The organism is Anaerotignum sp. (genome assembly GCF_031981185.1).
In the GTDB taxonomy this organism is placed as follows: Bacteria; Bacillota; Clostridia; order Lachnospirales; family Anaerotignaceae; genus Chakrabartyella.
The window spans coordinates 16,050-42,101 of the sequence record NZ_DALYUL010000011.1; the positions used below are offsets into that span (position 1 = coordinate 16,050).

Consider the following 26,052-nt stretch of genomic DNA (forward strand, 5'->3'; position numbering starts at 1 on the left):
AATCAGACGGCGTTGGGTTTTCAAGGGAAATGATCATATAAGCCTTTTCATTTTTCATTCGTTGTTCAAAAGCAGTGATAGAATTTTTTCCAAAAGAATTCCATTTCTGACTTGCTCCCACTAGCGGTTCCACAAACATTCGTAATGCTGGAGACATGGTATTTAACGATAAACCGTATCTATAGTGGTTCTTTTTCCATTTTGTAAATCGAAAAATCTGCAAAAGTTCTTCCATGGCTTTTTGATTATCCGCTTCAATTATTGTACCTTTTAGCAAGTATTCCTGAAAAAGTGACTTCTGATCCCCTTCTACCCATACCATTTGATACCCTTTTAAAGGCGTTTCCACTAAATCGAAAAGTTCTTTCTTCTCTAGCTTAGGAGTTTTCTTTTTCACCCCTTGAGTAGCAGATGTAATAGCGTCAAACTGATTATCATCTTCCCCTAGAATTTGAAATGTTGCAATCAAATTAAGCTTTTTACTTGTATCAATGGGTGTATACTGCACATCCAAATCCAGGCCTTCCTTTTTTGCTGTTTCCTTAACGGAGCCAATAAAAGTACCCAAACTCATAAGTAGCTGTTGGTTATCAGGATCAATGACGGGTAATCTCTTATCCATATCTGCATATAAAGAAAAGGTGTTTTCATCCACAATTTTTATCTTCCATGGCTGCATATTATGACTGCTGGAAGATGCAATTCCCCCGCGAATTAATTGGAATTCTCCTTCTGACATTATATTTTTTTCAATATCATATATGTCTTCTGCAATATTATATTTTGTTCTCAAAAATGTTCCATCCCAAGAAGCCATACCCAGAATTACAATTGCAATTACCGATAAAATTATAATAATTATCATGCTCCGTCTCCTACACATTTTAATCCTCCTAGCATCTGTCTCGTTAGCTTCATTTGCCCTTCGATGATATTCTCTATGGAAACATCATAATACTCCTCCATCCATTTTCCCTTGCTGTGGAGTAACTGAGCGATGCCTTGAATGTGTGCCCACAAGAAAACCGCGAGATTAGCGTCAAACACCTGGGGATTCAAATTCAGTTCTCCAAATAAATGCATCAGTTCATACTGATTTGCAATTAAATGAATTTCATTTACTTGTTTCTCATACGTATTCTCATATCTTTTTTCATCAAATCCAAGAATTAATGCACCCTCTCTTGGATTTTCCAACATAAACTTAATATATGTCTCTCCCAAATAAATGATTTTGTCAATAGCGCAAGTTCGTTTGGCTATAGCATCTCTCATAACAATATTCATTCGTTCAAAACATCTTTTTACCAACTCCAAATACATTTCGTCTTGACTATGGAAATAAGCATATAAAGTTCGTTTACTAACGCCGGCCTTCTCACATATTTCATTGCTAGACAAGCTCTCCCAGTTTTTCTGTAACAGTAAAGAAAAAATCCCTTCAACGATTGCATCTTGAATATATTTCTTTTTCTCATTTCGTTCCATACAGCCTCCACAAAAGTATACTAACAGTTTACTTTTAAAATATATAATTTAGTTTCGTTCTTGTCAAGCCCTAAAAATAAACAAGTATTTTTTTTGTACCTAAAAGGTTGTCTCAACTATAATTTGAACAAAAAAAAACCGATTTATAATCGGCTTTCATCCAATGATATTTCATTTTTTGCTAAAACTCTCTTTTAAAGACGGGATAATAAAAAAAAGACTGCAGGAACCAAGCAATCTTAGTCCTAACAGCCTTTTTTATTTTACTCTTCTGATGCACTAATTTTCATGACTAATCCGCTTTCATCTTCGTCATCAAAGTCAAATTCTTCTTCCTCATGGCAAAATGGGCATGTAACGCCAAATAATCCACATAATAAAAGGATTGTTGATACAATAAACACTGTACCACTGGCTGCTAATATTGCCTTTTTATTTTTTCTGGGCAAGGAAATACCAATCATTATCCCAAAAGCAGTGAGGCAAAGCTTAAAAATAGTGACATCTTTCCAATCAAACTCTACAATGAAGCTTTCCAAAAATTCTTTCATTCTTCTCATTGTACCCCTCCTCATCTTTCCACTGTTTCATACTTAAAGTCATTATCTCTACCTTCAAAAGTAAAAATGTTCGTCGCACCCTCTGTAGCAATCACGCGTCCATCTTCGGTTACAAAAACTGCTTCAAAGTCATTACTGCTTCTCCACAACTGCACAGCTTTATCTAATCCCATAACAAACAATGCAGTTGATAATCCATCAGCTTTCGTACCATCCTTGCTAATAATGGTTACAGATAAAAGACCTCTATCAGCAGGATACCCAGTATTAGAATCAATTATGTGATGATATCGTTTTCCGTTTTCCTCAAAATAGCGTTGATAACCACCAGAAGTTATGACGAAACAATCTTGAATCGTAAGTAATCCTACATAGTCATTAGCATTTAATGGATTTTCAACGGCTACCTTCCAATTTTCTCCGTTAGGCTTCGTTCCTATAGCACCAATGTTGCCGCCCAAAGAAAACAAAGCGCTGGTTACACCCTTTTCTTTCAATAATGCCGCAATTTTATCAGAGGCATAGCCCTTTGCAATTCCGCCCAAATCAACCGACATACCCTTTTTCAATAACTGTGCCGTTGATGCATTTTCATCAATCACTAAATCATCAATATTTGTTAATGGCAGAAGGCGTTCCAAAGTTTCCTGGGCAGGAACATGCTTCTCACCATCAGTGGTAAAGCCCCATGCTTTAACCACAGGTGATATAGCAATATCAAATGCCTGATTGGTCAGTTCTCCAATTTCCTTGCCACGCCTCAACACCTCTTCCGTATCCCCGGAAAGCTTAACTGCGTCTAAGCCTGATTGCTGATTCAATTTAGAAATCTCACTATCTTTCAAAGTTACAGAAAATAGTCTCTCTAACCTGCGTATTTCCTGCTCTGTATCCGTTAAAACTTGTTCACCGTTTTCATGGTAAATGGTGAAGAGCATCACGGTATCCATTGCAAAAGTTGTCATTTCATGCAAATTTGCCTCTGCATATTTGTCTAACATGTTCTGTGCTTCTTTTCGTTTTTCTGTACACCCAACAACAAAGATGAATGTGAGGCACAGCAGCATCGCCATTGCTAATTTTCTCTTCATGAATCAGTTCTCCTTGCTCACTACTTGTTTCTTATTACATTCTAACCAATTTCATCTTACCTGTCAAATAAAGAAAGATCGTATCAAATTTTGATACGATCTAAAGTTTAGCTTATCTTAATTTCTTCAAATAGAATTCAAATACATTCCATTTATTTAGAATAAAATATAGAGCATCGCTACAGCAAGGCCAATACCAATCATTAGCAAGCTTTTTGCAAATCCTTCACCATAAACAATTTTATCTGTTTCTTCATCAGTATAGGCAGAGAAATAGCGATCCTCAGGAGGAACAACTCTACCACTGTCATCATTAAAAATGGCCATTCGCAAAATAGAGATAAAACCATCTGTCAAAGAACCCGCAATACGGGCAAAAAATGCTCCGATGAACGGAAGGATTTTCAATAAAACAGGACGATAAATTTTATCCTCTAAGTTCAGCCCTTTGGGCCAACGGTCAATGTAAACTAAATTTCCATTATGATCCCTCTCCATAAGTACTTTTCTGATAAAGAAAAGATAGACCAAAGCGCCAATCACTATAGAAATAACCGCACCCTTTACATTTACCCAAGCAAAATATTGCACTGCGTGTTCCGGCGCATGGGCACCCATAAAATGATAACTGGCATCGGCAATTTTATCTGCCGTCAAATATGGAAAAATACCTACAATAGGTAAAGCTACTGCGCATAGAGTCAAAATTATACCAGATACTTTGCTTATATAATTCCCTTTTCTAGAAGGATAACAACTATTTGCATATGGATTTGTTTCCACAAAGATAGCCACAAATATTTTTGTCATATATGCCAATGTCAACCCACCCGAGAGTAGGAAAATCCACTCTATTGATTGCATATAAATCGTAGACTGCCCTGCTTCATGCAACAGCTCGATATACTCCACGATGCTTTCGTGAATTAAAGTTTTGCTGATATAACCATTCCAAAAAGGAATACCCGTGATGCCTAACACACCCATAAGAAAAATAAACTTCAGAAGAGGTTTATCCTTTCCCCAGCCTCTGATTTCATTGAGGTTTAACTTACGCAAATTCATGTAAATGACAGCGGCAGACAGAAATAATACTAATTTCAATAAAGAGTGGTTCACAATATGAAGAATCGTTCCCCCTGCTGCCAAAGCATTATGGGTGCCTAACAAACCCTGCATGCCAATGGCTATTGTCACAAACCCAATTTGAGACATAGAAGAACAAGCTAATGTTCTTTTTAAATTGACAGAGAAAACAGCTAAAACTGCCCCTGTAACCATTGTAATCACACCAAGGAGCAAAACAAAGTTGCCCCATCCAACATCATAGAGGAATATTTTGCAGCTTAACACCAACACGCCGAAAATACCGGCCTTTGACAATATACACGATAACAAAGTAGTAGCAGGTGTGGGTGCCGCAGGATATGCCTCTGGCAACCATGTGTGTAGCGGAAAAATGCCTGCCTTTGCGGCGAATCCAAATAAAATCAAACCGCCAACAAGATAAAATTTGCTTTTATCCTCTTGGGTTGACATAAACTCTGCTAAGGCTTCAATATTTAATGTCCCTGCCATATGATACATCATAAACAGACCCATTAGCGTCACCAAGCCACCAATAATGGCAATGCCCAAATAGGTTTGTGCCGCCCTAATTACTTCATCGCTTTCCTGATGAATTACCAGCACAAAGGAAGTAAAGGACATCATTTCAAAGAAAATAAAAGTAGTATATAAATCTGCGGAAAGGAAAATACCTAATGTTGCTCCAAGGGTCATCAGCATGAAGAAATAATATCTGTTTCTATTATGATAATGGGCAAAGTATTCCTTGGAAAATACCGTGGTAATAAACCAGATAGATGAGGTCAGCACTGCTAATACAACCCTTAATCCATCCCCTTCAAAGTTTAGGCCCAATCCGCAAAATTGAGGCAGCGAATAGTCTGTATGTTTACCAATTAAAAGCAATGTTCCACCCATCACCAAAAAGGTTGCTAAGCAAGCCCAATAATTTCTTGCTTCCTTATTGTTTCGACCAATTGCATATCCCAAAACAGCCGCCACCATGGGGAAGAAAACCAATAAAGGCAGAAGTATATTCTGATGCATATCTGTTTTCCTCCTTTCTTAAATAATCCCCGTCGCAACCTGCTCTAATACAGCAAGAAGGTTTGAGGGAAACAATCCAATTAAAACTGTAATTATCGTCAGCATAATGAGGGGAACCGTCATATATGCATTGGGATCAGAAACATGATCATAATATCCCGCTGGATACTCCCGATTTCTTGGGAAATACGCACGCACAAGTACATATAGGATATACAGTGCCGTTAAAACAGCAGAAATAATGAGTGCCACAATTCCAAAATAAGCCATGGGGTTTTCCGATTGTACTGCCGCAGTGGCCAATGCCCACTTGCTGTGGAAACCTGCAAAAGGCGGAACACCCACCAGACTAATCCCCGTCAGCGCCATACTTAAAAAGGTAATGGGCATTAGTTTTCCAAACCCTTCTATTTCATACAAATACTCCCTATGGGTCTTGTATAAAATAGCACCAGCAGTAAAGAACAATGTTATTTTAATTACAGCATGATAAATCATGTGCAAAAGCCCTGCGGTAAGCCCTGCCGGCGTCATCAATGCCACTCCAAAAAGAATATACGAAAGATTTGAAATGGTAGAATAGGCAAATCGCCTTTTAATATGAGGCATTCTTAATGCCAGGGTAGAGCCAAATACAATGGTAATCGCCGTAGCAATCAAAATAACATTTTGCGCCCAGCTTCCGATAAGATAATCTGTGCCAAAGCTAAAATAAATCAAGCGGACAATTGCAAAAATACCGGATTTAACAACGGCAACCGCATGGAGTAATGCCGTAACCGGTGTTGGTGCAACAGAGGCCTTTGGCAACCAACGATAAAATGGCAAAACAGATGCCTTAACACCGAAACCAAAAAATGCCGCCAAAAATACAATCTGCAAAGTCTGTTCGTTTCCTTTAATCATCTCGGGAATCAAAACACCACCATAAGTAAATTCAATCCCATCACCATAACAGTATATAAAGACGAATCCAATAAACGCCAGCGCTGCACCGAACATCATATAAAAAATGTACGTTTTCCCTGCATGTCTTGCTTTATTATCCATGGCATGCATAACCAAAGGAAGGGTTGCCAAGGTTAGAAACTCATAAAAAAGATACATGGTAAGGAAATTGCCTGAAAAAGCAATACCCAAAACCACACCATAAGTCATGGTGAAAAAAGCAAAAAATTTGTCCTCTCTGCCTTCATGGGTCATATACTCAAAAGCATAAACCGTAGTAATTACCCATAAAATAGAAACCATCGTGGCAAAAACCTTTGATAAACCATCAATGTGCATTGTCAAAGACAGCTTCTCACTAAAACGAATTAAAGTAACTACGCCCGCATCCGCAAAATAAATTGCATACAGGGCAAAAATCGTATTTAAAATTGTGATTGAGAAAATCCATATTTCCCTTTGCCTTCTATTATTAAACTTTACCGGCAGCAGCGCAACACCTGCTATGATCGGAAAGATCACCGGTAAGATCGTTGCAAATCCATTCATAACGTTCCCACCCTTTCCTAAAAAATTACGCCGCTAATATTGTTGATGAACATTTCTAAACAGTTTGGAAAAACACCCAAGAAAACAACAGCTATTGATAAAATTAATAAAGGAACTGTCATCAAATAATTCGGCTCTCTTTTTTGAACGGTAGAATAGTTAAAATTATTCCCCGGGAAAAATCCATCCAACACAATGGAAAACAAATATCCAGCAGTTAACAACGCACTAACCATTAGAATTGTTACACCAATGATGGCAAGGGTACCTACCGAAGAACCTAAAGCACCTTGAGCCAAAAACCATTTACTCACAAACCCACCAGTAGGTGGTATCCCCACAAGAGACAAGGCGGCTATGGTAAAGCACCCCATCACAATGGGCATTTCTTTTCCAATTCCTCGTAATTCTTCTACAAGGGTACACCCTTTTTTGTAAATGATTGCACCAGCACAAAGGAACAATATGTTTTTCGCCACTGCATGAAAAGCAACCTGAAGTAAAGCTCCCGTAAAGCCAACCGGGTTTAGCAACATCAAACCAAAAAGAACATATGAGACCTGACTGACTGTAGAATATGCCAGTCTTTTTTTCAAAAGCTTTTCTTTGTAGGCTAGCATGGAACCCATAAAAATTGTGATTAAGGTTAAACCAAGCAAAACCGTTTGTGCCCATGAACCTCTGATAAAATCTGCACCAAACAGATAGAACGTAACTCGAATAATACAGATTACGCCGCCTTTTGTAATGATACCAGAAAGAACCGCTGATGCCGGTGAAGGCGCAACAGGGTGGGCAGTGGGCAACCATGCATGGAGAGGAAACATACCCGCCTTACACCCAAAACCAACTGCCATGAAAAAGAATACCGTTAGCAAAAGATTTTCATGTCCACCAATGAGTGCCGGATTCAGTGTGCCCCCAGGTGCAAATTCTGTGGTAATACAATAAGAATTCAAGAAGAAGAATCCTAAAAGACCTAGGCCTGCACCAAAGATAGAATATCCCAGATATTTCATACCTGCTCGTACCGCCTGAGGTTCTTGGGTATGTATAACCAGAGGGAATGTTAGCAGTGTCATTAGCTCGTAAGAAAAATACATTGTCATCATATTGGCTGAAAAGCATAGGCTTATCAGCGTACTTAAAGACATTACATAAAACATAAAGAAACGTGCAGGCTTATGTTCATGCTTCATATACTCCATAGAAAAAATTCCGGCCAAAAGCCAAATCACACAAATTAGAACTGCAAAATATCTGGCAATTCCATCTATATGGTAAGCAATAGAAAGCCTATCTGTCATATTCCATACCGTTAGGGAACTTTCCCCTAATGCCGCATCAAGAACCAAAGCCAGTTCCACAGCAATTATTATAAAAACCATCCAATTACGTTGCTTCTCATTATTTATAAAACCGATTATTATTCCTGCGATAAACGGCAGAATCACCGGAAGCAACAGCATTGTATCTCCAGACATTTTATCACCTCATCCTCTCACCGTTTTGCAATTACTGCGCTAACAATTCAATGCTCATTTGAATAATGTGGGTTATTGGGCGATAGCAAATGCCTAAAATTAAATTTAAAATAATAAACCCAACAATAGAAGTAGCAAAAGCAGGTGAATTCGTAACGGCAGGTTTCTTCTCCTCCTCTTTTACAGGAGTCCAGATTGCAATAACAGATGGTAGGAAATATAATGCATTCAAAACCATACTAACACCCAAGACAATTAAAACTGCAACCATTTTGCCCGAAGAGTATACAGACGCAGTGGCAAAATATATCTTTGAAATAAAACCTGCCAAAAGAGGAATACCAATCATAGACAATGCGCCAATGGTATACCCAATACCCGCCAAAGGGTTACGCAATGCCACGCCTCTCATATGATAAATCTTATCTTTGCCATCGCTATCCTCAACGAAACTGCCGCAGCAGATAAATAATAGGGTTTTTGTCACTGCATGGGCAAGAATATGGAAACAAGCTGCCGTCATACCAACAGGTGATGCCATACCGATACCCATATAAATATATCCAATTTGCGCTACAGAGGAATATGCCAGCATACGCTTCATTTTACGTTCTCTCATAGCATAAACAGAACCCATCACCATCCCCGCCAAGCCAAAAGCAAATAAAACCTCGGTAATCTTCAAGGTATGCATTACTTGGGCAGAAAACACACAGTAAATCAACTTAATCCCCAAAATAATATAACTCTTCAATACCAAACCTGACAAAATGCCGCTGGAGGTAGGGATTGCTGCTTGATATGCCCCCGGTAGCATAGAATGAAAAGGAAACAATGCACTTTTTATCGCAATGCCGATAAACATAAAACCAGTTACAACCAAAAGGGGCATTCTATATGCCTCTGTTTTAATGATTTCCAAAATGGATTCTTGCATTTGCGGAAACAAAAGATGACCTGTAATGCTATACAATATACAAACACCCAAAAGGAATAAACCTGAACCCAAAAGACTTATTACTAGGTAGTGGGTTGTACCAACCATAGACTGGGGTGTTCCCTTCGCCATAATCAATGCACAAGAAGCGATTGTATTAATCTCTATAAACACATACGCCGTAAACATATCATTTGTGTAAACCAATGCAAGCATGGCACCAAACAACGCATTTAACATAATAAAATATAATGGCTGTTTCTCTTCCACAACATCCTTAAAAACAAATTGAGCGCCCCCACTTACTGTCAAGAGCATTACAATGCTAAAGGTAGTTGCCATCAATGCTTCTAGTGGGCCTGCCCGTAATTCATTGCCCCATGGTGCAGGAAAGTGTCCCATCATGAATGTAAACACCTCATTGTTCGTCGATACACTTACAAGCAAAAGTCCAGACATAATAAAAACCACAAGAACCATTCCAATATGAATTTTAAAAGCAGTCTTTCCGTTCTTCACCAAAGCTGTAACAATACCGCTGAGCATGGCCAAAAATATGCTGAAGAAGGGTATATTATGTATCCAATTTATATGCTCCATTACTCCCCTTCCTCCTCTCTTGATAATCTCATAATTTCATCCATATTCAACGAACCATAATGTTTATAAAGACGCTGAACCAAAGCCAGAGAAAAGGCAGTAATACTAACAGAAACAACAATACCTGTCAAAACTAAACCTGCCGGAATAGGATTCACATAATAGGAAGCATCTACAACTCCATCGGTTAAAATAGGCGCCACTCTGCCAAAAATATACCCTTGGGCAGCTAAAAATAAATATACCGCCGTATCCATGATATTTAAGCCAATGAATTTCTTGATCAAGTTATTTTGCAGCAGCAGATTCATAAAGCCGATTCCAAAAAGAATAACTGAAACTGCCTCGTAAAAATTTGTTCCCAGATGATTCATAGTTAGATATCTCCTTTAGTAAACAATGCATAAAAGCCATACATAGTGCAAGCAACAATTAATCCAACACAAATATTTAAAGGTAGAATAAAACCGGCACTTAAAATATTTCCAGGGATTCCCTTGGGAATTTCATATCCCACATGGTTAGCCCCTGTAAAGAAGGAATAACTTTTACATGCAAAGTATGTCAGTAATCCCCCAGTACATATTTTAGTAAATGTTCGGAATGTGAAGAACGTCTGCATCTTCTTCTGTCCATAAGCAGACGCATACAGAATCAAGCCTGCACCAATAATGGAACCACCGGAAAACCCACCACCGGGTGAAAGGTGTCCATTTAGAACTACATAAATTCCATAAAGGATAACCATAGGCGCCAATATTTTTGCTCCTATCTGCAAAATAGGACGTTTTTCATTGGTATCAAAAAAGTCATCCTCTTGATTTTCCTGTTCTTCTTTGGCAGAGTAATTCTTTTCATCTTTCCTTAGCAACAGCACAACACTCATTACTGCCAAAAACAATACATTTGCTTCACCGAAGGTATCAAAGGCGCGGTAATCTAAAATCATACCGGCAACAAAATTCACAGCCCCTGTTTCCTCAATTCCCTTTTCAAGATAACGCACCATTACTTCATTATTCGAGGGATTGTATGGACTTCCAAATTCGGGCAAAGCATTCACAACCGAAAGCATAATCCCAATAAAAAGAGCGGTAATACCAACGCTTAATACTGCATAATTTCTTTTGTTTTCTTTCACATTTTGTACTGAAAAAAACTTGCGCCAATCCAAACGCTTTTTTGGAGTTCTGGTTGCAATGTATTTATCCGCATTTAAGATGACTTCCTCACCATCCACCCATGCCTTTAAATGCATCCAAAATGATTTTTTATCCTTCATATTAACCCTCACGCGTACCTTTCAAAATATGTACTTTTTTCAGTGTGAGGAAGAATAAAACACTGTCTACGCCTGCACCTACTGCAGCCTCCGTAATAGCCAGATCAGGAGACTCCAAAAATAGCCAAATGACTGCCATAATAGAGCTATATCCCATAAAAATAATAACTGCTATAAACAGATTTCTTGTAAAAGAAACCCCCAAAGCGCAAGCAACTAAAAACGCCAGCAAAATAATCTGGATTATCGTACTCATTTTTCATGCACCCTTTCTTTATAGTTCTTATTTGTCAAAACTTCAACCTTAGCAATGCTATGGGTTGCAATAGGGCTGGAAAGCCAAAAAAATAAGATGATTAGAAATAGCTTTGCAACGGCAAAAAGATTAAGTGTCATAATCATCACGCCAACTACAATTAAAACCAATCCTAAGGTATCACCTAATGCTGCCGCATGTATTCTATTTAAAACATATTTAAACCGAAAAACTCCAATCACAGAAAACAAAAACACAATAAGACCTGCAATGATAAAAAATGCAGCCAATATTTCTCTCATTTTTCTTCTGCCTCCGTTTCCATCCTTTTTAAAAACAGTTCTCTGCCTTTATGATGTAGCGACACAACATGACAAATAATTACCACAGCAAGAAAGCTTAGTAATGTATAAACCAATGAAACATCAATTAAACAAATCTCCTTTAAATAGACTGAAAGAATGCAAATTGTTGCTGTGGTCATCGTACCAATCATATTAATTGCCACGATACGATCTGTAAATCTTGGTCCTACAATTGCTCTAACAAAAATGACACATATTCCGAGTGCTAAAATGGCCATAGCAACTTCCAGCACTATTTTCATGAACTCACTCATTGCTTCGCCTCCAGCTCTCTTATTTGTTTCGCAAAAATAGACTCACCCAAATCCTCACCAAAAGATTTGTCCAACGCATGAATCAAATATTCGTTATCCTCCAATTGAATGGTAAATGTTCCCGGTGTTAAGGTGATTGAATTTGCCAAGATAACTTTTCCTAGGTCTGACTTTAAATCTGTTTTAAATTTAACAAGGGATGGTTCAAATTCTTTTTTAGTAGATAAGACGAGACGAATAACAGCTAAATTGGCTTTTAAGATTTCCAGTGTTAATATTAAAAAATATTTTATATAAAGATGAAAATTTTTCAGAATTTTAATTTCTTGATCTGTCTGATAGCCCAGATGCTTACACATAAACCAATACAGCCATGCGCAAATAATAACGCCAAATAATAAAATTTCAAGAGTCACTTTTCCATTAAAAATTATCCACAACAATAGAAGCAGTAAAAACATATTCTCATCCTTTCCCCCTGTCAAAAAATTGTCTTAAAGTAAATTGTGTTAGATTTTTTGCATATTTTTTATACGCAAATCCCCCAGTGTTTGAGCCTTGCAATTATCTAATCTATTTCTTAAAGCATTTATTCCTCAACTTTCTCTATAAAGAGACGCAAAAATCTAAAAAAGGATACAATTCCCTTTACAAAATTTTACGAAATCTTAACACCCTACTTATAACAAATTAAAAATAATTTACTTAAACTACATTCAACTACTATATTATGGTCTAACTAAGAGTCGTTGTCAAGCACTGCATAATATGTAACAACAATAATTGAACATAATTCTTATCCCCCTCCCATAATGTATCATTTTTACACATAATCCAAATAAATTTGCTTATGTTTTTATTTATTATTAATAGTTTCCTAGCACATTCCATTGAGGAATTCTTTTAAAAGATGAAATTCGCCCTTTAAAATCAACAAAAAAAATAGTTCATTTAAATCTTATCTTATCTGACAAGACGTTTGCGAGCATTTAATTTATAAGCTTCTTTCATACCATTGTTTGCGGTTTTTTTCTTATAAGTTTACATTAAAATATTTCAAAACAATAAATTTGTGCATTTTGCTATCCATAGAAATAATTAAAAATATATATGCAATTCTTCTTTTATCCATCATTTACATGCTTTTTCACACTATATTTTTGTAAATTTACGCCTTCTTTATTCAGAAAAACTATTTGTCTATCATATAATTCTTCTGTTTTAGACAATAGCATTTATTTTTTACATAAAAAAAGACATATGGGTGGGGACCATATGTCTCATTGGGAAAAATGGAAAGCAATTTAAAACGATTAGTTTGCTTTCTTTCTTGTTGTCATATTGTAAATCGGCAATCCGATTAGAGTAAGAATGATGCTGCCAATCGCCAATAATCTAGTTGTTGAACCAGACATAAGCAACTGATTTAAAACTACATAAATACCACTGATAATAGCGATTGCAGGAATTACAGGATACAGAGGCACCTTATAGGTTCTAACTGCATCAGGCTGAGTTTTTCTCAAGCGAATTACCGCAAAGAATGTGAGTGTATAAAAAATCCAGCAAGAAAATACCGCTAAATCTGTTAATCTATTAAACTGTCCGCTGATTGCAAAAAGACAACCGATACCGCCTACCAATATAATGGAGTTTGTGGGTACCTGTGCTTTATTAATTTTTGCAAGGCTGCTGCTGAAAGGCAGCGTGCCCTCCTCAGCCAAAGAATAAGTTACACGAGAGCCGGAAAGGATAAAGCCGTTTGCCGCACCCAAAACGGAAATCATAATACCTACAGATATAATTTTACCGCCTACATCACCAAAGATTGCAATAGCAACCGCTGATGCAGGTGCAGCTAAATTCATTAATTCATTTGCAGGCAAAACCCACAGATAAGCCAAGTTAATTGTAAAATACACTGCCATGATCCCTGAAACACCGCCAACAATAGCTACAGGCAAGTCTTTACCGGGGTTTTTCATTTCCCCTGCAATGGCACCAACATTGGTCCAGCCTTCAAAGGCAAATAAAATGGCAATCATCAGCTGTCCTAAAATGACTGCTGGATTAAGTCCTTCTCCTACCATGGGTGTGAAAATAGGATTCGCTCCCGAACCACGAATAAAACCAAAAACCATAAGTAAAATCAAAGGAATTAATTTGCAAATTGTAAATATAACCTGTGCTCCACCGCCAACGGCTGAGCCCAAACTATTCAGAATAATAATAAAAATGATAGCGCCAATTGCCATAGGCAATTTAAAACCATCGCCTACAAAAAGAGTTGCCTGCTCCGCAAAGATTACCGCAAGGGCTGCAATCATTGCAGGATAAAATAAAATACTCTGCATCCATCCGGCTAAAAAGCCAACTTTTTTGCCAAAGGCTTCCTCTAAATAAACAACCATACCACCTGTTTTTGGAATCATAATTGCTACTTCCGCAAAAGTCATCGCAGCAGCAATACAAACCAAACCGGTAATAAGCCACGCCAGCATACCCAAGCCTGGTGCTCCTCCTGTTGCTGTATAAATGGCCTGTGGTTTAAAGAAAACGCCAGAACCAATTACGCAGCCGACAACAGTAGCCATTGCTGTGGACATACCAAGATTTTTTTTCAATTCTTGTTTTTTTTCCATAGTTTACCCTCCAAGATAAAAATTAGAATAATTGCATGATTTGCCAGTTTTTCGCATGAAAAAAGGACATACAAGCAGTATACGCCTATATATCCTCTGTATCTTCACCTGAAAGCATTACTTCGACGGCGGCCTCTAAAGGGCTCTTTCCAGAGTTCCATCAACACAAGGTCCCTTGCACCTGAAAGTTTCTTCAAAAGCGGCTCTTTTGAATTGCTCCATCGGTTCTTACTTCTACTTATAAGATCTCCCTTGCATATCAACTGGCTTTATGTAATTTGTAAAATGAGTATACATTTTTCGAAAGAAAATGTCAATAGTTATGCTGTATTTTTTTTAACTCATATTAATTTTTTTTATAAATAGAGCAAATATGAAAAAGTATTTCTGTTTTGCCGAATTTCTTCATATTATGTAACAATACCCGTACATAAGGTGATGAAATGAGTAGAAAAACAATTATAACAGGGACGTTGATTTTAACAGCGGCCAATTTAATTACAAAATTGATGGGATTCTTTTACCGTGTATTTATGTCAAATACAATTGGGGCGGAAGGTATTGGCTTATATCAGCTAATTATGCCAATTTACATATTAACCTGGAGCATTACTTCTGCTGGCTTCACAACAACGATTTCCCGCCTATCTGCACAAGAAAATGTTCTTGGGCAATCGGGCAATATCGGCCGCATTGTAAAGCAATCGATTATGCTTTCCTTAATGGTCAGTATAATCGTCTCCGGCTCTCTATTTCTGTTTGCAGATAAAATCGCTTTTTTTGTATTAAAAGACGGTCGTGCCGCCCTCTCTTTGCGCTTGCTGGCCTTTGCAATTCCGTTTATGGCCACAGGTTCGTGCCTTAGGGGCTTTTTTCTTGGTCTTCAAAATGCAATGGTACCAGCCTTTTCTCAGGTCTTAGAACAGGCAGTGCGAATCCTTACCATTTATCTTCTTGCAGGTATTTTTGTGCCTATGGGTTTAACCTATGCCTGTTGTGCCGCAGTAGCCGGTATTGTTTTGGGGGAATTTCTTTCTTTTGCCTTCGTTTTTGTGAGCTACCTACGCTTTAAAAGACGGAAAAAGATGATTAAACGGCCAACACTTTCTTCATTTGCTGCTTGCAATATGATCCTAGCCATGGCTCTGCCTCTTTCCGCAACAAAAATTGCGGCTTCCCTACTCTCAACTGCAGAAAATATATTAATTCCCCGACAATTGCAACTTTACGGCCAAAATGCAAAGGAAGCCCTCATTTCCTACGGTGAATTAACAGGTATGGCTCTCCCTCTTATTTTATTGCCTTCTGCCTGCTTAATGGCAGCCTCCGTTTCCTTAGTTCCTGAAATTTCCGAGGCTTGTGCAGTGAAGCAAAACCAAAGAATTAATCGCACCGTTTCCGTTACTTTTCTTTTTACATTCATTGTGGGAATCGGAGCAGCTTCACTCTTTGCTGTTTTTCCCCGGGAGATTTGCTATATTGTTTATAATCGCCAGGGTTTAGGAGAATTATTATTCCCTCTTGCCTTCCTTTGCCCGTTTTTGTACGCACAAACAACATTGCATGGACTTTTAAACGGTATGGGAGAGCAGATATTTCTATTCAAAAACAATCTGATTAGTTCGGCAATTACCATAACAGGAATTTGGTTTTGCATGCCCCTATATGGCATCCCGGCTTTCCTAATCTCTTGGGCAGCAGGAATGGTCTATTCCGTAAGTTCTTGCCTGCGAAAACTTTACATACGCACCGGAGTTTTTCCAGACCTTGCTAACTGTTTCTTGAAACCTTTATTGGCGGGAGCCGCATCAGGACTGCTGATACGCTATATCATTCGTATCTCAACGCCGTCAAAACTTCTTTTTTTCCTATCCTTAACGGCGATGGGCTTGCTTTATCTTTTCTTTTTGATGATGTTAGGCTGTTTTTCAAAGGAAAATATGGCAGCATTTTTCGGTGAAAAGAAGAAAAAAATCAAAAATCAATCAACTTAAATTAAAAATCGGGACACCTATTCGTATAGGTATCCCGATTTTTATTGTTTTTTATTTATTTTACCATCATCTGCTAACAGTTCAACTGTTCCCGTATTTTTTCTTTTAGATTATCTCGGATATAAAGACGATAAAAATTCCTCAAATTCATTTATACCTTCTAATAAAGAGCTCTCATTTTTGATGCTTTCATCACATTTTTTAACATCATTCATCTCACTCTTTCTGTGCTCCACATGCTTCCCTTTATTTGAAAAATCCCCAATAAGCAACTCTGAAATAAATTACTGATTCAATTCCACAAGTTTTTTTTCATACAGCTTTTGCAAGGACATCATAATACCGAATTTAGCATGGAACCAAGTTAAACCGCCTTGAAAATAAACAGAATATGGTGGTCGAATGGGCCCATCTGCACTCAGTTCAATGGAGGAGCCCTGCACAAAAGCCCCTGCGGCCATAATAACATCACAGTTATAGCCGGGCATTGCATAAGGCACAGGCTTAACATAGCTATCCACAGGCGCCGCCGCCTGAATCCCCTGGCAAAATGCAATAACACCCTCAGCAGTTCCCAACTCTACTGCCTGAATGATATCATGGCGAGATTCTGTACCATTGGGAATTACACGGAAACCAAGCTTTTCATATACATTCGCAGCAAAAATAGCGCCTTTTAGCGCTCCCGCCACCACATTGGGGGAAAGGAAAAATCCTTGATACAAAGAACGCATTACATCTAGGCTAGCGCCTACTTCCTGTCCCAATCCTGGTGCGCTTAAACGATAAGCACAGCGATCAATACAAGCTTGTGTGCCACAAATATAGCCACCTACAGGAGCCAATCCGCCCCCGGGATTTTTTATCAAGGAACCTACAATCATGTCTGAACCTACATTGGAGGGCTCAATCTTTTCAACAAATTCGCCATAACAATTGTCAACCATACAAATCACATCAGGTTTAATTTTTTTCACAAAAGTGATAAGCTCCCCTATTTTTTCAACCGAAAAGGTTGGGCGCATTTGATATCCCTTGGATCGTTGAATGGTAACCACCTTGGTTTTTTCATTGATTGCCTTACGAATCTTTTCAAAATCAAAAGTACCATCCTCTAACAAATCAACCTGACGATAGCTTACGCCATACTCCTTCAAAGAGCAGGGAGATTCCCGAATACCAATCACTTCTTCCAACGTATCATAGGGTTTCCCTGCTGGAGAAAGAAGCTCATCCCCAGGCAATAAATTCGCCGAGAGGGCAATTGCCAATGCATGGGTTCCACAAGTGATTTGAGGACGAACCAAAGCTGCCTCCGTTTGAAAACAAGCTGCGTAAACCCGCTCCAAGGTATCTCTGCCTGCATCATTATAGCCGTAGCCTGTGCTTCCCGCAAAACATGAGGCATCCACACGTTCCTTTTGCATTGCCCCAATTACCTTGCACTGATTATATTCCGCTATAGAATCAATGCTCTGAAAACGTTCCTTTAAGTCTTCAAAAATTTTTTCACAAAAAGCTTCAACCTCAGGTGCAATTCCTAATACTTGGTACATACTGCTCATTTATTTCTACTCTCCTTCATTTGCTTGGGAAATTTCCTCTCCCTGTATAATTTCATCCCTTGTAAAATCCATTAATTCTATTCTACCCCTACCATCTGCAGATAAAATCATGGTTGACTTTCCTTTTTCACCTGTTTGAGGTAAGGTAACTGATACATCGGGAATTTTCTCGTCTTTTAATAATTTCTGAATGATTTTGCCATTTAGCTCGATTCCATAGGGCGTAAGACTATCCTTCCAAACGGTAAATTTGCAGCCTGATTTCCACTTACCGCAAAAATATGCTTTACTATTCTCCAGCACGTCTCCATCCTTACAAATTGGGCACTTCCCAAGGGACTTTCCGCCCTTTTTAATTCCCTTTTTTACTTCTTCAGGAAAAACAATATCTGTTTTTCTTTTTATTGCATCTTCCACAAGGAAGGAGACATATCGCTTAATGCTAGCCATAAATCGTTCTTCTTCCATATTTCCCTTGGCAATGGAGGAAAGACCTTTTTCCCATTTTCCTGTTGTCTGGGGTGATCGTAATTCCTCAGGAACAACTTGAATTAACTGCATCCCTTTTTCTGTGGGAATCAAATTTTTTCCCTTTCGTGTAATATAGCCAACAGAGATCAACCGCTCAATAATTGCCGCCCTGGTGGCGGGAGTACCTAAGCCGCTGTCCTTCATCTGTTCTTTCAACGTCTCATCCTCAACGAAGCGACCTGCATTTTCCATTGCCGAAAGCAAACTGCTTTCTGTATATGCTTTGGGAGGGTTTGTTTTCTTCTTCAACACCTTAGCCTCAGCAATTTTATGAAGTTCTCCCTCTAACAGAGGCGGAAGCTTTTGATCCTCGTTTCCTTTTTCTTTTTTCCCTTTGGCTGGAACAATCTTTCGTTCCACCCCTTGCCAGCCATCTTCCAAAACCACTGTTCCTTTGGATAAAAGACGTTCCTCTTGACAAGTAAAATATGCCTTTGTCACCTCATAACGGTAATGAGGATAAAACGCACTGATAAATCTAGCGGCTACCAAAAGAAACACATTTTTTTCTTCTTCCGCCAAGCTATCTAAACGAGGTCGCACATCCGTAGGGATAATGGCATGGTGATCTGTAACTTTAGAATTGTCAATAATCCTCTTGGTAAACAAAAGTTTTTCTCCATTTACTAATGGCGTGGCAAATTCTTCAAAGGGTTGGGTCTCCCCAAGTCGCTTCATAGTATTTTGAACCTTTCCCTTCATATCATCGCTCAAATATCGACTGTCTGTTCTGGGATAGGTAATCATTTTTCTTTTTTCATATAAGCTTTGGGCAATATCCAAGGTCTTTTTTGCCGAGTACCCGAACTTTCTATTGCATTCTCGCTGAAGCTCTGTTAAATCATATAAAAGTGGGGCTGGTATCCTTTTCTCTTCCTTTTCCACTTTGATGACAAGGGCATTTTGTTCATTTATCTTTTCAGAGATTTCTTTTGCTATGGATTCATTTTCAATTTTGGTTTGTTCCTCATCATCAATCCAAAAACCATGAAACCCATCAAAAACTGTCTGTATTTCATAATAATCTCTAGATACAAAAGCATTGATTTCCTTTTGCTTGTCCACAATTAATGCCAAAGTGGGCGTTTGAACTCGCCCAATACTCAAAAGAACATGATAGCGCAATGTATATGCCCTTGTGGCGTTCATACCAACCAGCCAATCCGCCTCTGAACGGCACTTGGCTGAATGATATAATAAATCATAGGCCGCACCATCCTTTAAGTTGGCAAAGCCCTCTTTGATTGCCTGTTCAGTCATACTTGATATCCAAAGGCGTTGAAATGGCTTTTTGCACTTTGTAATTTCATATATATAGCGGAAGATTAACTCACCCTCTCGCCCACTATCCGTTGCACAAATGATTGACGAAATCTCTTTGTCATTCATCCATTTATGCAGAACTTTCAATTGAGAACGGGTATTTTTAATCGCCTTTAGCTCCATTTCTTCGGGAATGATGGGCAAGGAAGCAAAGCTCCATTTCTTAAATTTTTCGCCGTATTCCTCCGGTTCTGCCAACGTAACCAGATGACCAATTGCCCACGAAACCACATACTTTTCACCTAGCAAACAACCATCGCCTTTTTGCCCTGCGCCCAGTGTTTTGGCAATATCCCGAGCCACCGATGGCTTCTCCGCCACCACCAATATTCTGCCCATTTTTCCACCCCCTTTTTACCTTTCCAAAGTATACCACCCTTCCCCAAGAAAGGCAAACACTCCTTTTCGTTTGTTGACATAGAATTAAATATGCTTTAGAATAAGATAACTTAATCAAAGATTTACATATACATGGAGGTACTCTATGAGACCATATCAAATAATTTCCGACAGCTCTTGCGATATAGCGCCGGAATACATAAAGCAAGCAAACTTGGGGGTAGTGCCTTTTTTTGTTTCCTTTGACGGCGAAACATATTATAAAGAAATTTATGAGTTGATACCAAACACATTTTACGACAAAATTAATGTAAATGGTATATTTCCAAAAACATCCCAACCAACCATTCAAGACTATATTGATGTTTTTGAGCCATATTTAAAGGAAGGTAAAGATATCCTTTGTTTATGTCTAACCTCTAATTTTAGTGGCTCCTACCAAAGTGCAATGAATGCAAAAAATATTCTATCCGAATCTTTCCCTGAAGCTCGCATAGAGGTTTTAGATTCTAGAAATGTGACCGGCATTCAAGGCTTACTGGTTTGGGAAGTAATCCGAATGCGAGATGAAGGTTATACTTTAGAGCAACAACTAGAAAAAATAGATGTTTTAAAAGGTACCACCAAAATTAACTTTACCGTGGATTCTTTGGAACATCTGCAAAAAGGCGGTCGCATCGGGAAAGCTGCAGCTTTGGCTGGAACCATTTTAAATATCAAACCAATTATTGTTGCACAGCATGGGGAATTACTCCCCGAAAGTAAAGTAAGAGGTCATAAAAAGGCGCTTCGTACCATTTTGAATATGACCCGTGAGGAAATTGGCGATAAAAAAGATCAATATCGTGTACTTTTGATTTATGCAGAAAAAGAACGAAAAGCAGCTACAGAAGAACTGGCGGAAGAATTATTGGCGGAAGGTTTTGAATTCGCTGACCCGCCATTGGCACAAGTAGGCATTACCATAGGAACCCATGCAGGCCCAACTGCAATTGGAATTTGTTACATTAAAAAGCATGAAGTCATTTGACAATAAAAATTAAAAATAAGGCTGATATCTTTCAAAGGATACCAGCCTTTTTCAATGGCATTTTAAACTCTAAAACAGTTTATACATGAAGTTTACGCCACAATAGCTTATCTGGGCGAAATAAACTACAAAATTACGGATAAATGTTCTTGTGCGCTAAGTCTTTAGAATCTTCTTTTTCCTCTTCTATTCCCTTTGCGTGAAATAGGCTGGCGGAAGGAATATCCCCTTGCGGATCTTCTTCTGCGCCCACCTATGAAGCGAGCACCTAAGAAAATCAATGCACCCAACGCAACAACAATACCTAGGCCAATAAGTCCTTTTACAGAGAATACAACGGAGGTAAAGTTCTTAAAGAAGTAATGGATACTGCTCCAAATGGTTCCCTTAGATACTTCACGTCCTGCATAAACAGGCTCTGTCAGAACTGTTTTATCCCCTATTTGGAAGGAGGCCGTTCCAACTTTCGCATCCTTTGTAATAGGTGCTTTTAGTTTCACAACATCAACCTTACTCTCTGCCAAATATTCCTGATCATATTCCATTGTCTTTGCTACTTTTGAGGCTTCCCCTGTAGGAAGATAGGCTACAACATCCTTATGGAAAACAACATCAAGAGTATCACCCTCTAAACGTTTATGCTTCACCAAAGGCACAGCCTCAACTACAGCTGCCGCTTTTCCCAGTTCAACCTTTTCGTATCCGTTAAAACCATATTCAAATAAATTTTTTGCATCCAGCCATCTTGCGGGGTCAGGTGAATTAAAGATAATGGCAATTAGAGTTACACCATCCTTCATCGCCGCCGCCGATACGCAGTCCCCTGCCTCATTGGTGAAGCCTGTTTTAATACCTGATGCATAGCTATAGTTATATTCATTGCTTGTTATTAAGAGGTTATGGCTTTTCCATGAATAATCTTGGGTCTTCTTTTCGTTGTTCTGAGCAAACATGTTATCGGCACCATTTCCGGAGAAGCTTTTTTCATTGGCTATTTCCGCAAGGGTACTGTTCTCAAGATACGCCCGTCCAAACAATGCCATATCATAAGCACAGCTATAATGATTTTCATTGTGATAACCATGGGCATTTGTAAAATGGGTATTCACAGCTCCCAGTGCCTTGGCTTTGTCATTCATAAGGCCTGCAAAAATATCCTGACATTCCGCAAATGATAAGTTCTGATTATTTTTAACTCTTTTAGCAACTGCGGAGGCCAAAACATTAGCAGAATCATTTCCTGAAGGAATAATTAAACCTCGAATTAAGTTTTTCACCGTCAAGGTTTCACCATTCACATGACCGGCTTTGCTAGAATCAAGGGATACCTCATTAATCTCAGTGCCAACGGTAATCAGCTCTTCTGGTTTAAAATAGTCCATTACCACCAAGGCTGTCACCATTTTGGTCATACTGGCAGGGTACATTTTATCTTTTGAATTTTTATCAAATAAAATTGTTCCTGTGGATTGCTCAATCAAAATAGCAGTTCCTGCGGTAATTGTCGGTGCATTGTTTGCCTGCATAAAAGCAGTCTGCAATGCCTGTGTCTCTGGAGCTTCCGCCTTTTCCGTGGATTCCACGTTTTGCACTTTGTTTTCTGGATTTTCGCTTTTTGGCTCCTCCTTTTTACCACAGGAGGTAGTACCCAAACATAATGTTATCGCCAATAACAAGGCGATTTTTTTAGAAAATTGCTTTTTCATTGCCCATTTCCTTTCTGTAATCACTTATTATTCTTTTTTTTCAAAAGTTCATCTTTTAATGCGGCAAATGCCTCGTTGTAGTTCTTAAAATTTAGGCGAGGGAATGCCTTTGCAATACGACGTTCAGTTAAAGTATTCCTCTTTAAAATCTTATCGCGCTTTTCAAGCTTATCTTTCATTTCAGACAGAAAAAATTCAAATTTCAGTCGTTCTTCCGCTCTTAACTGCATCATCTGTCCGTTATGCTCCTCAAGCCTTGCTTTTAAATTGTTGAGAGCCTCTGCAATAGGTAATCCTTCCAGATAATCCAAAAATTCTTTTTTGGCTTCAAATAAAGTAACACTTTCCATCTTCTCACGCAAACCCAGCCCTGCTTCCTCCAGTCTTGCTATCTTCTCCTTTAACTGGAAAATATTCATTACTGTGACACTGGCATCTGCCATGAGGTACATCAGTAACAATACCCCGATAAACTCTCCCGTAGTGCGAGGAATCCATGCCACAAAACGCTGAATTGGGGGTTGAATTAGGTGCATCATAACAACCGTTAGCACACCCCATTCTAAAGAACGCCTTAAGCAAATTCTTCCTTGCAATTGAAACCGCATCTGGCTATAATCCCACCATGTGGCATGAAATATTTTTTCCAGCAGCAAAGCAATCACATATTCTACAACCGTTGCAATAAATACGCCGCCTAAAAACATCAATAATAGGTTGTTCTTAAAAGGTGTTAGAGCCACAATTACCAACGTTGCTCCTGTTCCGTAAATGGGACAGAGGGGCCCGCTGATAAATCCACGGTTTGTCCAAGTTTTATTGGAGGCAGAAACATATGCAGACTCCAACGCCCAACCAAGGAAGCTATAAATCATAAAATAGAAATAAAGATCAAAAATCGAAAATCCCAATATTTCCGTTGTCCACATAGGCATCACATTCTTTTCAGTTATTTTTACAAAATTCTTTCTTCTTTCAAATATTCCAAAACATCTGTCATTGCAAAATCCATATCCACCTTAGACAAATCCACCCATAGTCCATCAATCTGGCGGCGGAACCAAGTCAACTGTCGTTTTGCAAAATGCCGTGTGCCCTTTTTTAACTGCTCCACAGAATCATCCAAGCTACATTCTCCTCGAAAATAAGGTATGAATTCCTTGTACCCCAGTCCCTGCATAGAAACCAAGTCAGGAGAATATCCTTTTTCCAACAAACCTTTTACCTCAGCCAACAAACCTTGCTCCATCATCAAGTCAACCCTATGATTTATCCGCTGATAAAGTTTCTCTCGTTCCATGGTTAAAATGATTACAGCGGCTTGATAAGGGCTTTCTTTCTCCTTTTGTTCAGCATTATGCTGTGAAAATTTTTCGCCGGTTAGGAAATGGTATTCCAAAGCTCGGGCAACACGCTTCACATTATTTGCGTGGATTGTCTGGGCATATTCCGGGTCAATCTTTTTCAACCTTTCAAATAAAACTTCAGCCCCTTCACTCTGGGCTTGCTTGTAACATTCTTTACGAAAAGATGTATCATTTTCCGTTTCTGTAAAATCAGTATCATACAGCAAAGCATTCATATAAAAACCTGTACCGCCTACTATGATAGGAATTTTGCCTTTTGCCCAAATTTCATTCATATAAGCTTTTGCTTTTTGCTGAAAAATCATTACGTTATATTCCTCATCAGGATTCAGTTCATCCACCAAATAGTGAGGAATGCCTTGCTTTTCTTCCTCTGTTACCTTGGCAGTCCCAATGTCCATATAGCGGTAAATCTGCATGGAATCTCCGGAAATCACCTCTCCGTTTATCCGTTTTGCCAATGCAATGGACATAGCCGTTTTTCCACAGGCGGTGGGGCCTCCAATCATTACCAAAGGTTTTTTCATTTTATCACCCTTTAATTCTGGATTCGCTTGAATTTTTTTTCTAACTCATACTTCGTCATTTCGATAATTGTGGGTCTTCCATGGGGGCAGGTAAAGGGATTTTCCAGCTTTAACAGCCTTCCAATCATAGCCTCTGCTTCCTGAAAACTCAGACGATCGTGGCCTTTCACCGCGGCTTTACAAGCCTTTGTAGCCACAGCCAACAGTTTCATATCGTATACGGAGCGTATTTTTTGCTCCGAAAGACTATCCAAAATTTCTGTAAAAAACCCTGCTCCACTGGGTTCTTTTAATAAATAAGGAACAGCCCTTAAGGCATATTGATTTTGCCCAAAGGTTTCAAATTCAAATCCAAATCCCTCCAAAAGTGATTGATTTTCCTTTAAAACTTCAATTTCTGAAGGAGATAAATTTAACATCTGAGGAAGCAAAAGTTTTTGAGAAACCATATTTTCTTCTTGGAAACGAGCCATTAATTCTTCAAACAAAATACGCTCATGGGCGGCATGCTGGTCTATCAAATAAAGACAGTCCCCTTGCTCAATCATCCAATAGGTTTGAAAAATCTGTCCAATAATTTTATATTGCTTGAAAAAAGGCTCTACTTCTGGCTCCATAGCCCCTTCCTGCCCCTGATTCATGACATTTTGTGAATGAGAAATTTCATTCATAAGGGAAGCCTCTTTCTCTGCAGTAGTTTCTTCTTTCCCTCTCACAATTACCGGGTCAATTAAAAATTCATCTGCATTTTGCCGCACCTGATTTTGAGCGCCCTGTTGCCTATTCAGCAGTTGGTCTACGGTTTTACCCGTGGCTCCTGAAATCCCTCTTTCTGGTGAAAAAGAGCTTGGTACACTTTTATAGACAGGAATGTCTTCAATTTTTTGTTGTTCTACTTTAATCGGTTTGTCCGTCGTTTTCACAGCAGATACTTTATCCCAACCAACTTGAGGAATTAAAACTACCTGTTCTAAAGCTTTGAAAACGGCTTCATAAAAAAGCTCGTAGATCTCATCATCATTCTTAAAACGAACCTCAAGCTTTGCAGGGTGCACATTAACATCAACCTGATTGGGGGTAATTTGTAAATTCAACACAA

At 38.6% G+C, this 26,052-nt stretch carries 22 protein-coding genes, 1 pseudogene and 1 riboswitch; of the genes and pseudogenes, 2 read left to right on the forward strand and 21 right to left on the reverse strand.

Features of this window, described 5'->3' with window-relative positions:
• From RTK36_RS07845 to RTK36_RS07915, 15 genes are all read right to left on the reverse strand, one after another.
• Positions 1–865, reverse strand: an 865-nt coding sequence (locus RTK36_RS07845) for a hypothetical protein (RefSeq protein WP_312045954.1), incomplete at its 3' end; no start/stop codon positions are given.
• Complete coding sequence (locus RTK36_RS07850) at positions 862–1,488, reverse strand: TetR/AcrR family transcriptional regulator (RefSeq protein WP_312045956.1); 627 nt, start codon at positions 1,486–1,488, stop codon at positions 862–864. The genes RTK36_RS07850 and RTK36_RS07845, both read right to left, overlap by 4 nt.
• 263 nt (positions 1,489–1,751) lie before the next feature.
• A complete protein-coding gene (locus RTK36_RS07855; RefSeq protein ID WP_312045958.1) occupies positions 1,752–2,048 on the reverse strand; it encodes a hypothetical protein in 297 nt (98 codons plus the stop codon).
• Positions 2,049–2,059: 11 nt separating this feature from the next.
• Complete coding sequence (locus RTK36_RS07860) at positions 2,060–3,139, reverse strand: FAD:protein FMN transferase (protein WP_312045960.1); 1,080 nt, start codon at positions 3,137–3,139, stop codon at positions 2,060–2,062.
• A gap of 156 nt (positions 3,140–3,295) precedes the next feature.
• The gene (locus RTK36_RS07865; RefSeq protein ID WP_312045962.1) at positions 3,296–5,254 is read right to left on the reverse strand and encodes a complex I subunit 5 family protein; all 1,959 of its coding nucleotides are present in this window, start codon (positions 5,252–5,254) and stop codon (positions 3,296–3,298) included.
• 18 nt (positions 5,255–5,272) lie between these two features.
• Positions 5,273–6,751 (reverse strand): complex I subunit 5 family protein, encoded by a 1,479-nt coding sequence (locus RTK36_RS07870; protein ID WP_312045963.1) that lies wholly within the window; start codon positions 6,749–6,751, stop codon positions 5,273–5,275.
• Positions 6,752–6,768: 17 nt separating this feature from the next.
• Positions 6,769–8,235 (reverse strand): complex I subunit 5 family protein, encoded by a 1,467-nt coding sequence (locus RTK36_RS07875; RefSeq protein WP_312045965.1) that lies wholly within the window; start codon positions 8,233–8,235, stop codon positions 6,769–6,771.
• Positions 8,236–8,266: 31 nt separating this feature from the next.
• Complete coding sequence (locus RTK36_RS07880) at positions 8,267–9,772, reverse strand: complex I subunit 5 family protein (protein WP_312045967.1); 1,506 nt, start codon at positions 9,770–9,772, stop codon at positions 8,267–8,269.
• Positions 9,772–10,146 (reverse strand): sodium:proton antiporter, encoded by a 375-nt coding sequence (locus RTK36_RS07885; protein WP_312045969.1) that lies wholly within the window; start codon positions 10,144–10,146, stop codon positions 9,772–9,774. Before RTK36_RS07885 ends, RTK36_RS07880 begins: the two co-directional genes overlap by 1 nt.
• A gap of 2 nt (positions 10,147–10,148) precedes the next feature.
• Complete coding sequence (mbhE, locus tag RTK36_RS07890) at positions 10,149–11,054, reverse strand: hydrogen gas-evolving membrane-bound hydrogenase subunit E (RefSeq protein WP_312045971.1); 906 nt, start codon at positions 11,052–11,054, stop codon at positions 10,149–10,151.
• Between the two features lies 1 nt (position 11,055).
• Complete coding sequence (locus RTK36_RS07895; RefSeq protein ID WP_312045972.1) at positions 11,056–11,310, reverse strand: hydrogenase subunit MbhD domain-containing protein; 255 nt, start codon at positions 11,308–11,310, stop codon at positions 11,056–11,058.
• A complete protein-coding gene (gene mnhG / locus RTK36_RS07900; RefSeq protein WP_312045974.1) occupies positions 11,307–11,612 on the reverse strand; it encodes a monovalent cation/H(+) antiporter subunit G in 306 nt (101 codons plus the stop codon). Before mnhG ends, RTK36_RS07895 begins: the two co-directional genes overlap by 4 nt.
• Positions 11,609–11,929, reverse strand: coding sequence for a monovalent cation/H+ antiporter complex subunit F (locus RTK36_RS07905; protein WP_312045976.1), 321 nt, complete (start codon positions 11,927–11,929; stop codon positions 11,609–11,611). Before RTK36_RS07905 ends, mnhG begins: the two co-directional genes overlap by 4 nt.
• The gene (locus RTK36_RS07910) at positions 11,926–12,390 is read right to left on the reverse strand and encodes a Na+/H+ antiporter subunit E (protein ID WP_312045978.1); all 465 of its coding nucleotides are present in this window, start codon (positions 12,388–12,390) and stop codon (positions 11,926–11,928) included. Before RTK36_RS07910 ends, RTK36_RS07905 begins: the two co-directional genes overlap by 4 nt.
• A gap of 852 nt (positions 12,391–13,242) precedes the next feature.
• Complete coding sequence (locus RTK36_RS07915; protein ID WP_312045980.1) at positions 13,243–14,571, reverse strand: APC family permease; 1,329 nt, start codon at positions 14,569–14,571, stop codon at positions 13,243–13,245.
• 158 nt (positions 14,572–14,729) lie between these two features.
• Positions 14,730–14,834, reverse strand: a riboswitch (glycine riboswitch).
• A gap of 180 nt (positions 14,835–15,014) precedes the next feature.
• Between RTK36_RS07915 and RTK36_RS07920 the strand changes: the two genes are divergently transcribed.
• On the forward strand, positions 15,015–16,565 hold the full coding sequence (locus tag RTK36_RS07920) for a putative polysaccharide biosynthesis protein (RefSeq protein ID WP_312045982.1): 1,551 nt from the start codon (positions 15,015–15,017) through the stop codon (positions 16,563–16,565).
• Between the two features lie 284 nt (positions 16,566–16,849).
• Here RTK36_RS07920 and RTK36_RS07925 read toward each other — a convergent pair whose 3' ends face one another.
• Together RTK36_RS07925 and RTK36_RS07930 are read right to left on the reverse strand one after the other, a co-directional pair.
• Positions 16,850–18,130 carry a methionine gamma-lyase family protein gene (locus RTK36_RS07925; RefSeq protein ID WP_312045985.1) on the reverse strand — a complete coding sequence of 427 codons (1,281 nt, stop codon included), beginning with the start codon at positions 18,128–18,130 and terminating at the stop codon, positions 16,850–16,852.
• A 6-nt stretch (positions 18,131–18,136) separates the two neighbouring features.
• Entirely contained in the window at positions 18,137–20,323 is a 2,187-nt protein-coding gene (locus RTK36_RS07930) for a DNA topoisomerase III (RefSeq protein WP_312045987.1), read from the reverse strand.
• 145 nt (positions 20,324–20,468) lie between these two features.
• On the opposite strand from RTK36_RS07930, the gene RTK36_RS07935 reads away from it, so the two are divergent.
• Positions 20,469–21,353: a DegV family protein gene (locus tag RTK36_RS07935; protein WP_312045989.1), complete on the forward strand. Its 885-nt coding sequence runs from the start codon at positions 20,469–20,471 to the stop codon at positions 21,351–21,353.
• Between the two features lie 164 nt (positions 21,354–21,517).
• On the opposite strand, the gene RTK36_RS07940 is transcribed toward RTK36_RS07935, so the two are convergent.
• The 4 genes and pseudogenes from RTK36_RS07940 to RTK36_RS07955 form a co-directional block, all read right to left on the reverse strand.
• Positions 21,518–23,059, reverse strand: a complete 1,542-nt coding sequence (locus tag RTK36_RS07940) for a D-alanyl-D-alanine carboxypeptidase family protein (RefSeq protein ID WP_312045991.1) — start codon at positions 23,057–23,059, stop codon at positions 21,518–21,520.
• Between the two features lie 20 nt (positions 23,060–23,079).
• A complete protein-coding gene (locus RTK36_RS07945) occupies positions 23,080–23,988 on the reverse strand; it encodes a putative ABC transporter permease (protein ID WP_312045993.1) in 909 nt (302 codons plus the stop codon).
• Between the two features lie 26 nt (positions 23,989–24,014).
• Entirely contained in the window at positions 24,015–24,953 is a 939-nt protein-coding gene (gene miaA / locus RTK36_RS07950) for a tRNA (adenosine(37)-N6)-dimethylallyltransferase MiaA (RefSeq protein WP_312045995.1), read from the reverse strand.
• 11 nt (positions 24,954–24,964) lie between these two features.
• Positions 24,965–26,052 (reverse strand): annotated as a pseudogene (locus tag RTK36_RS07955) (hypothetical protein); the annotation flags it as partial.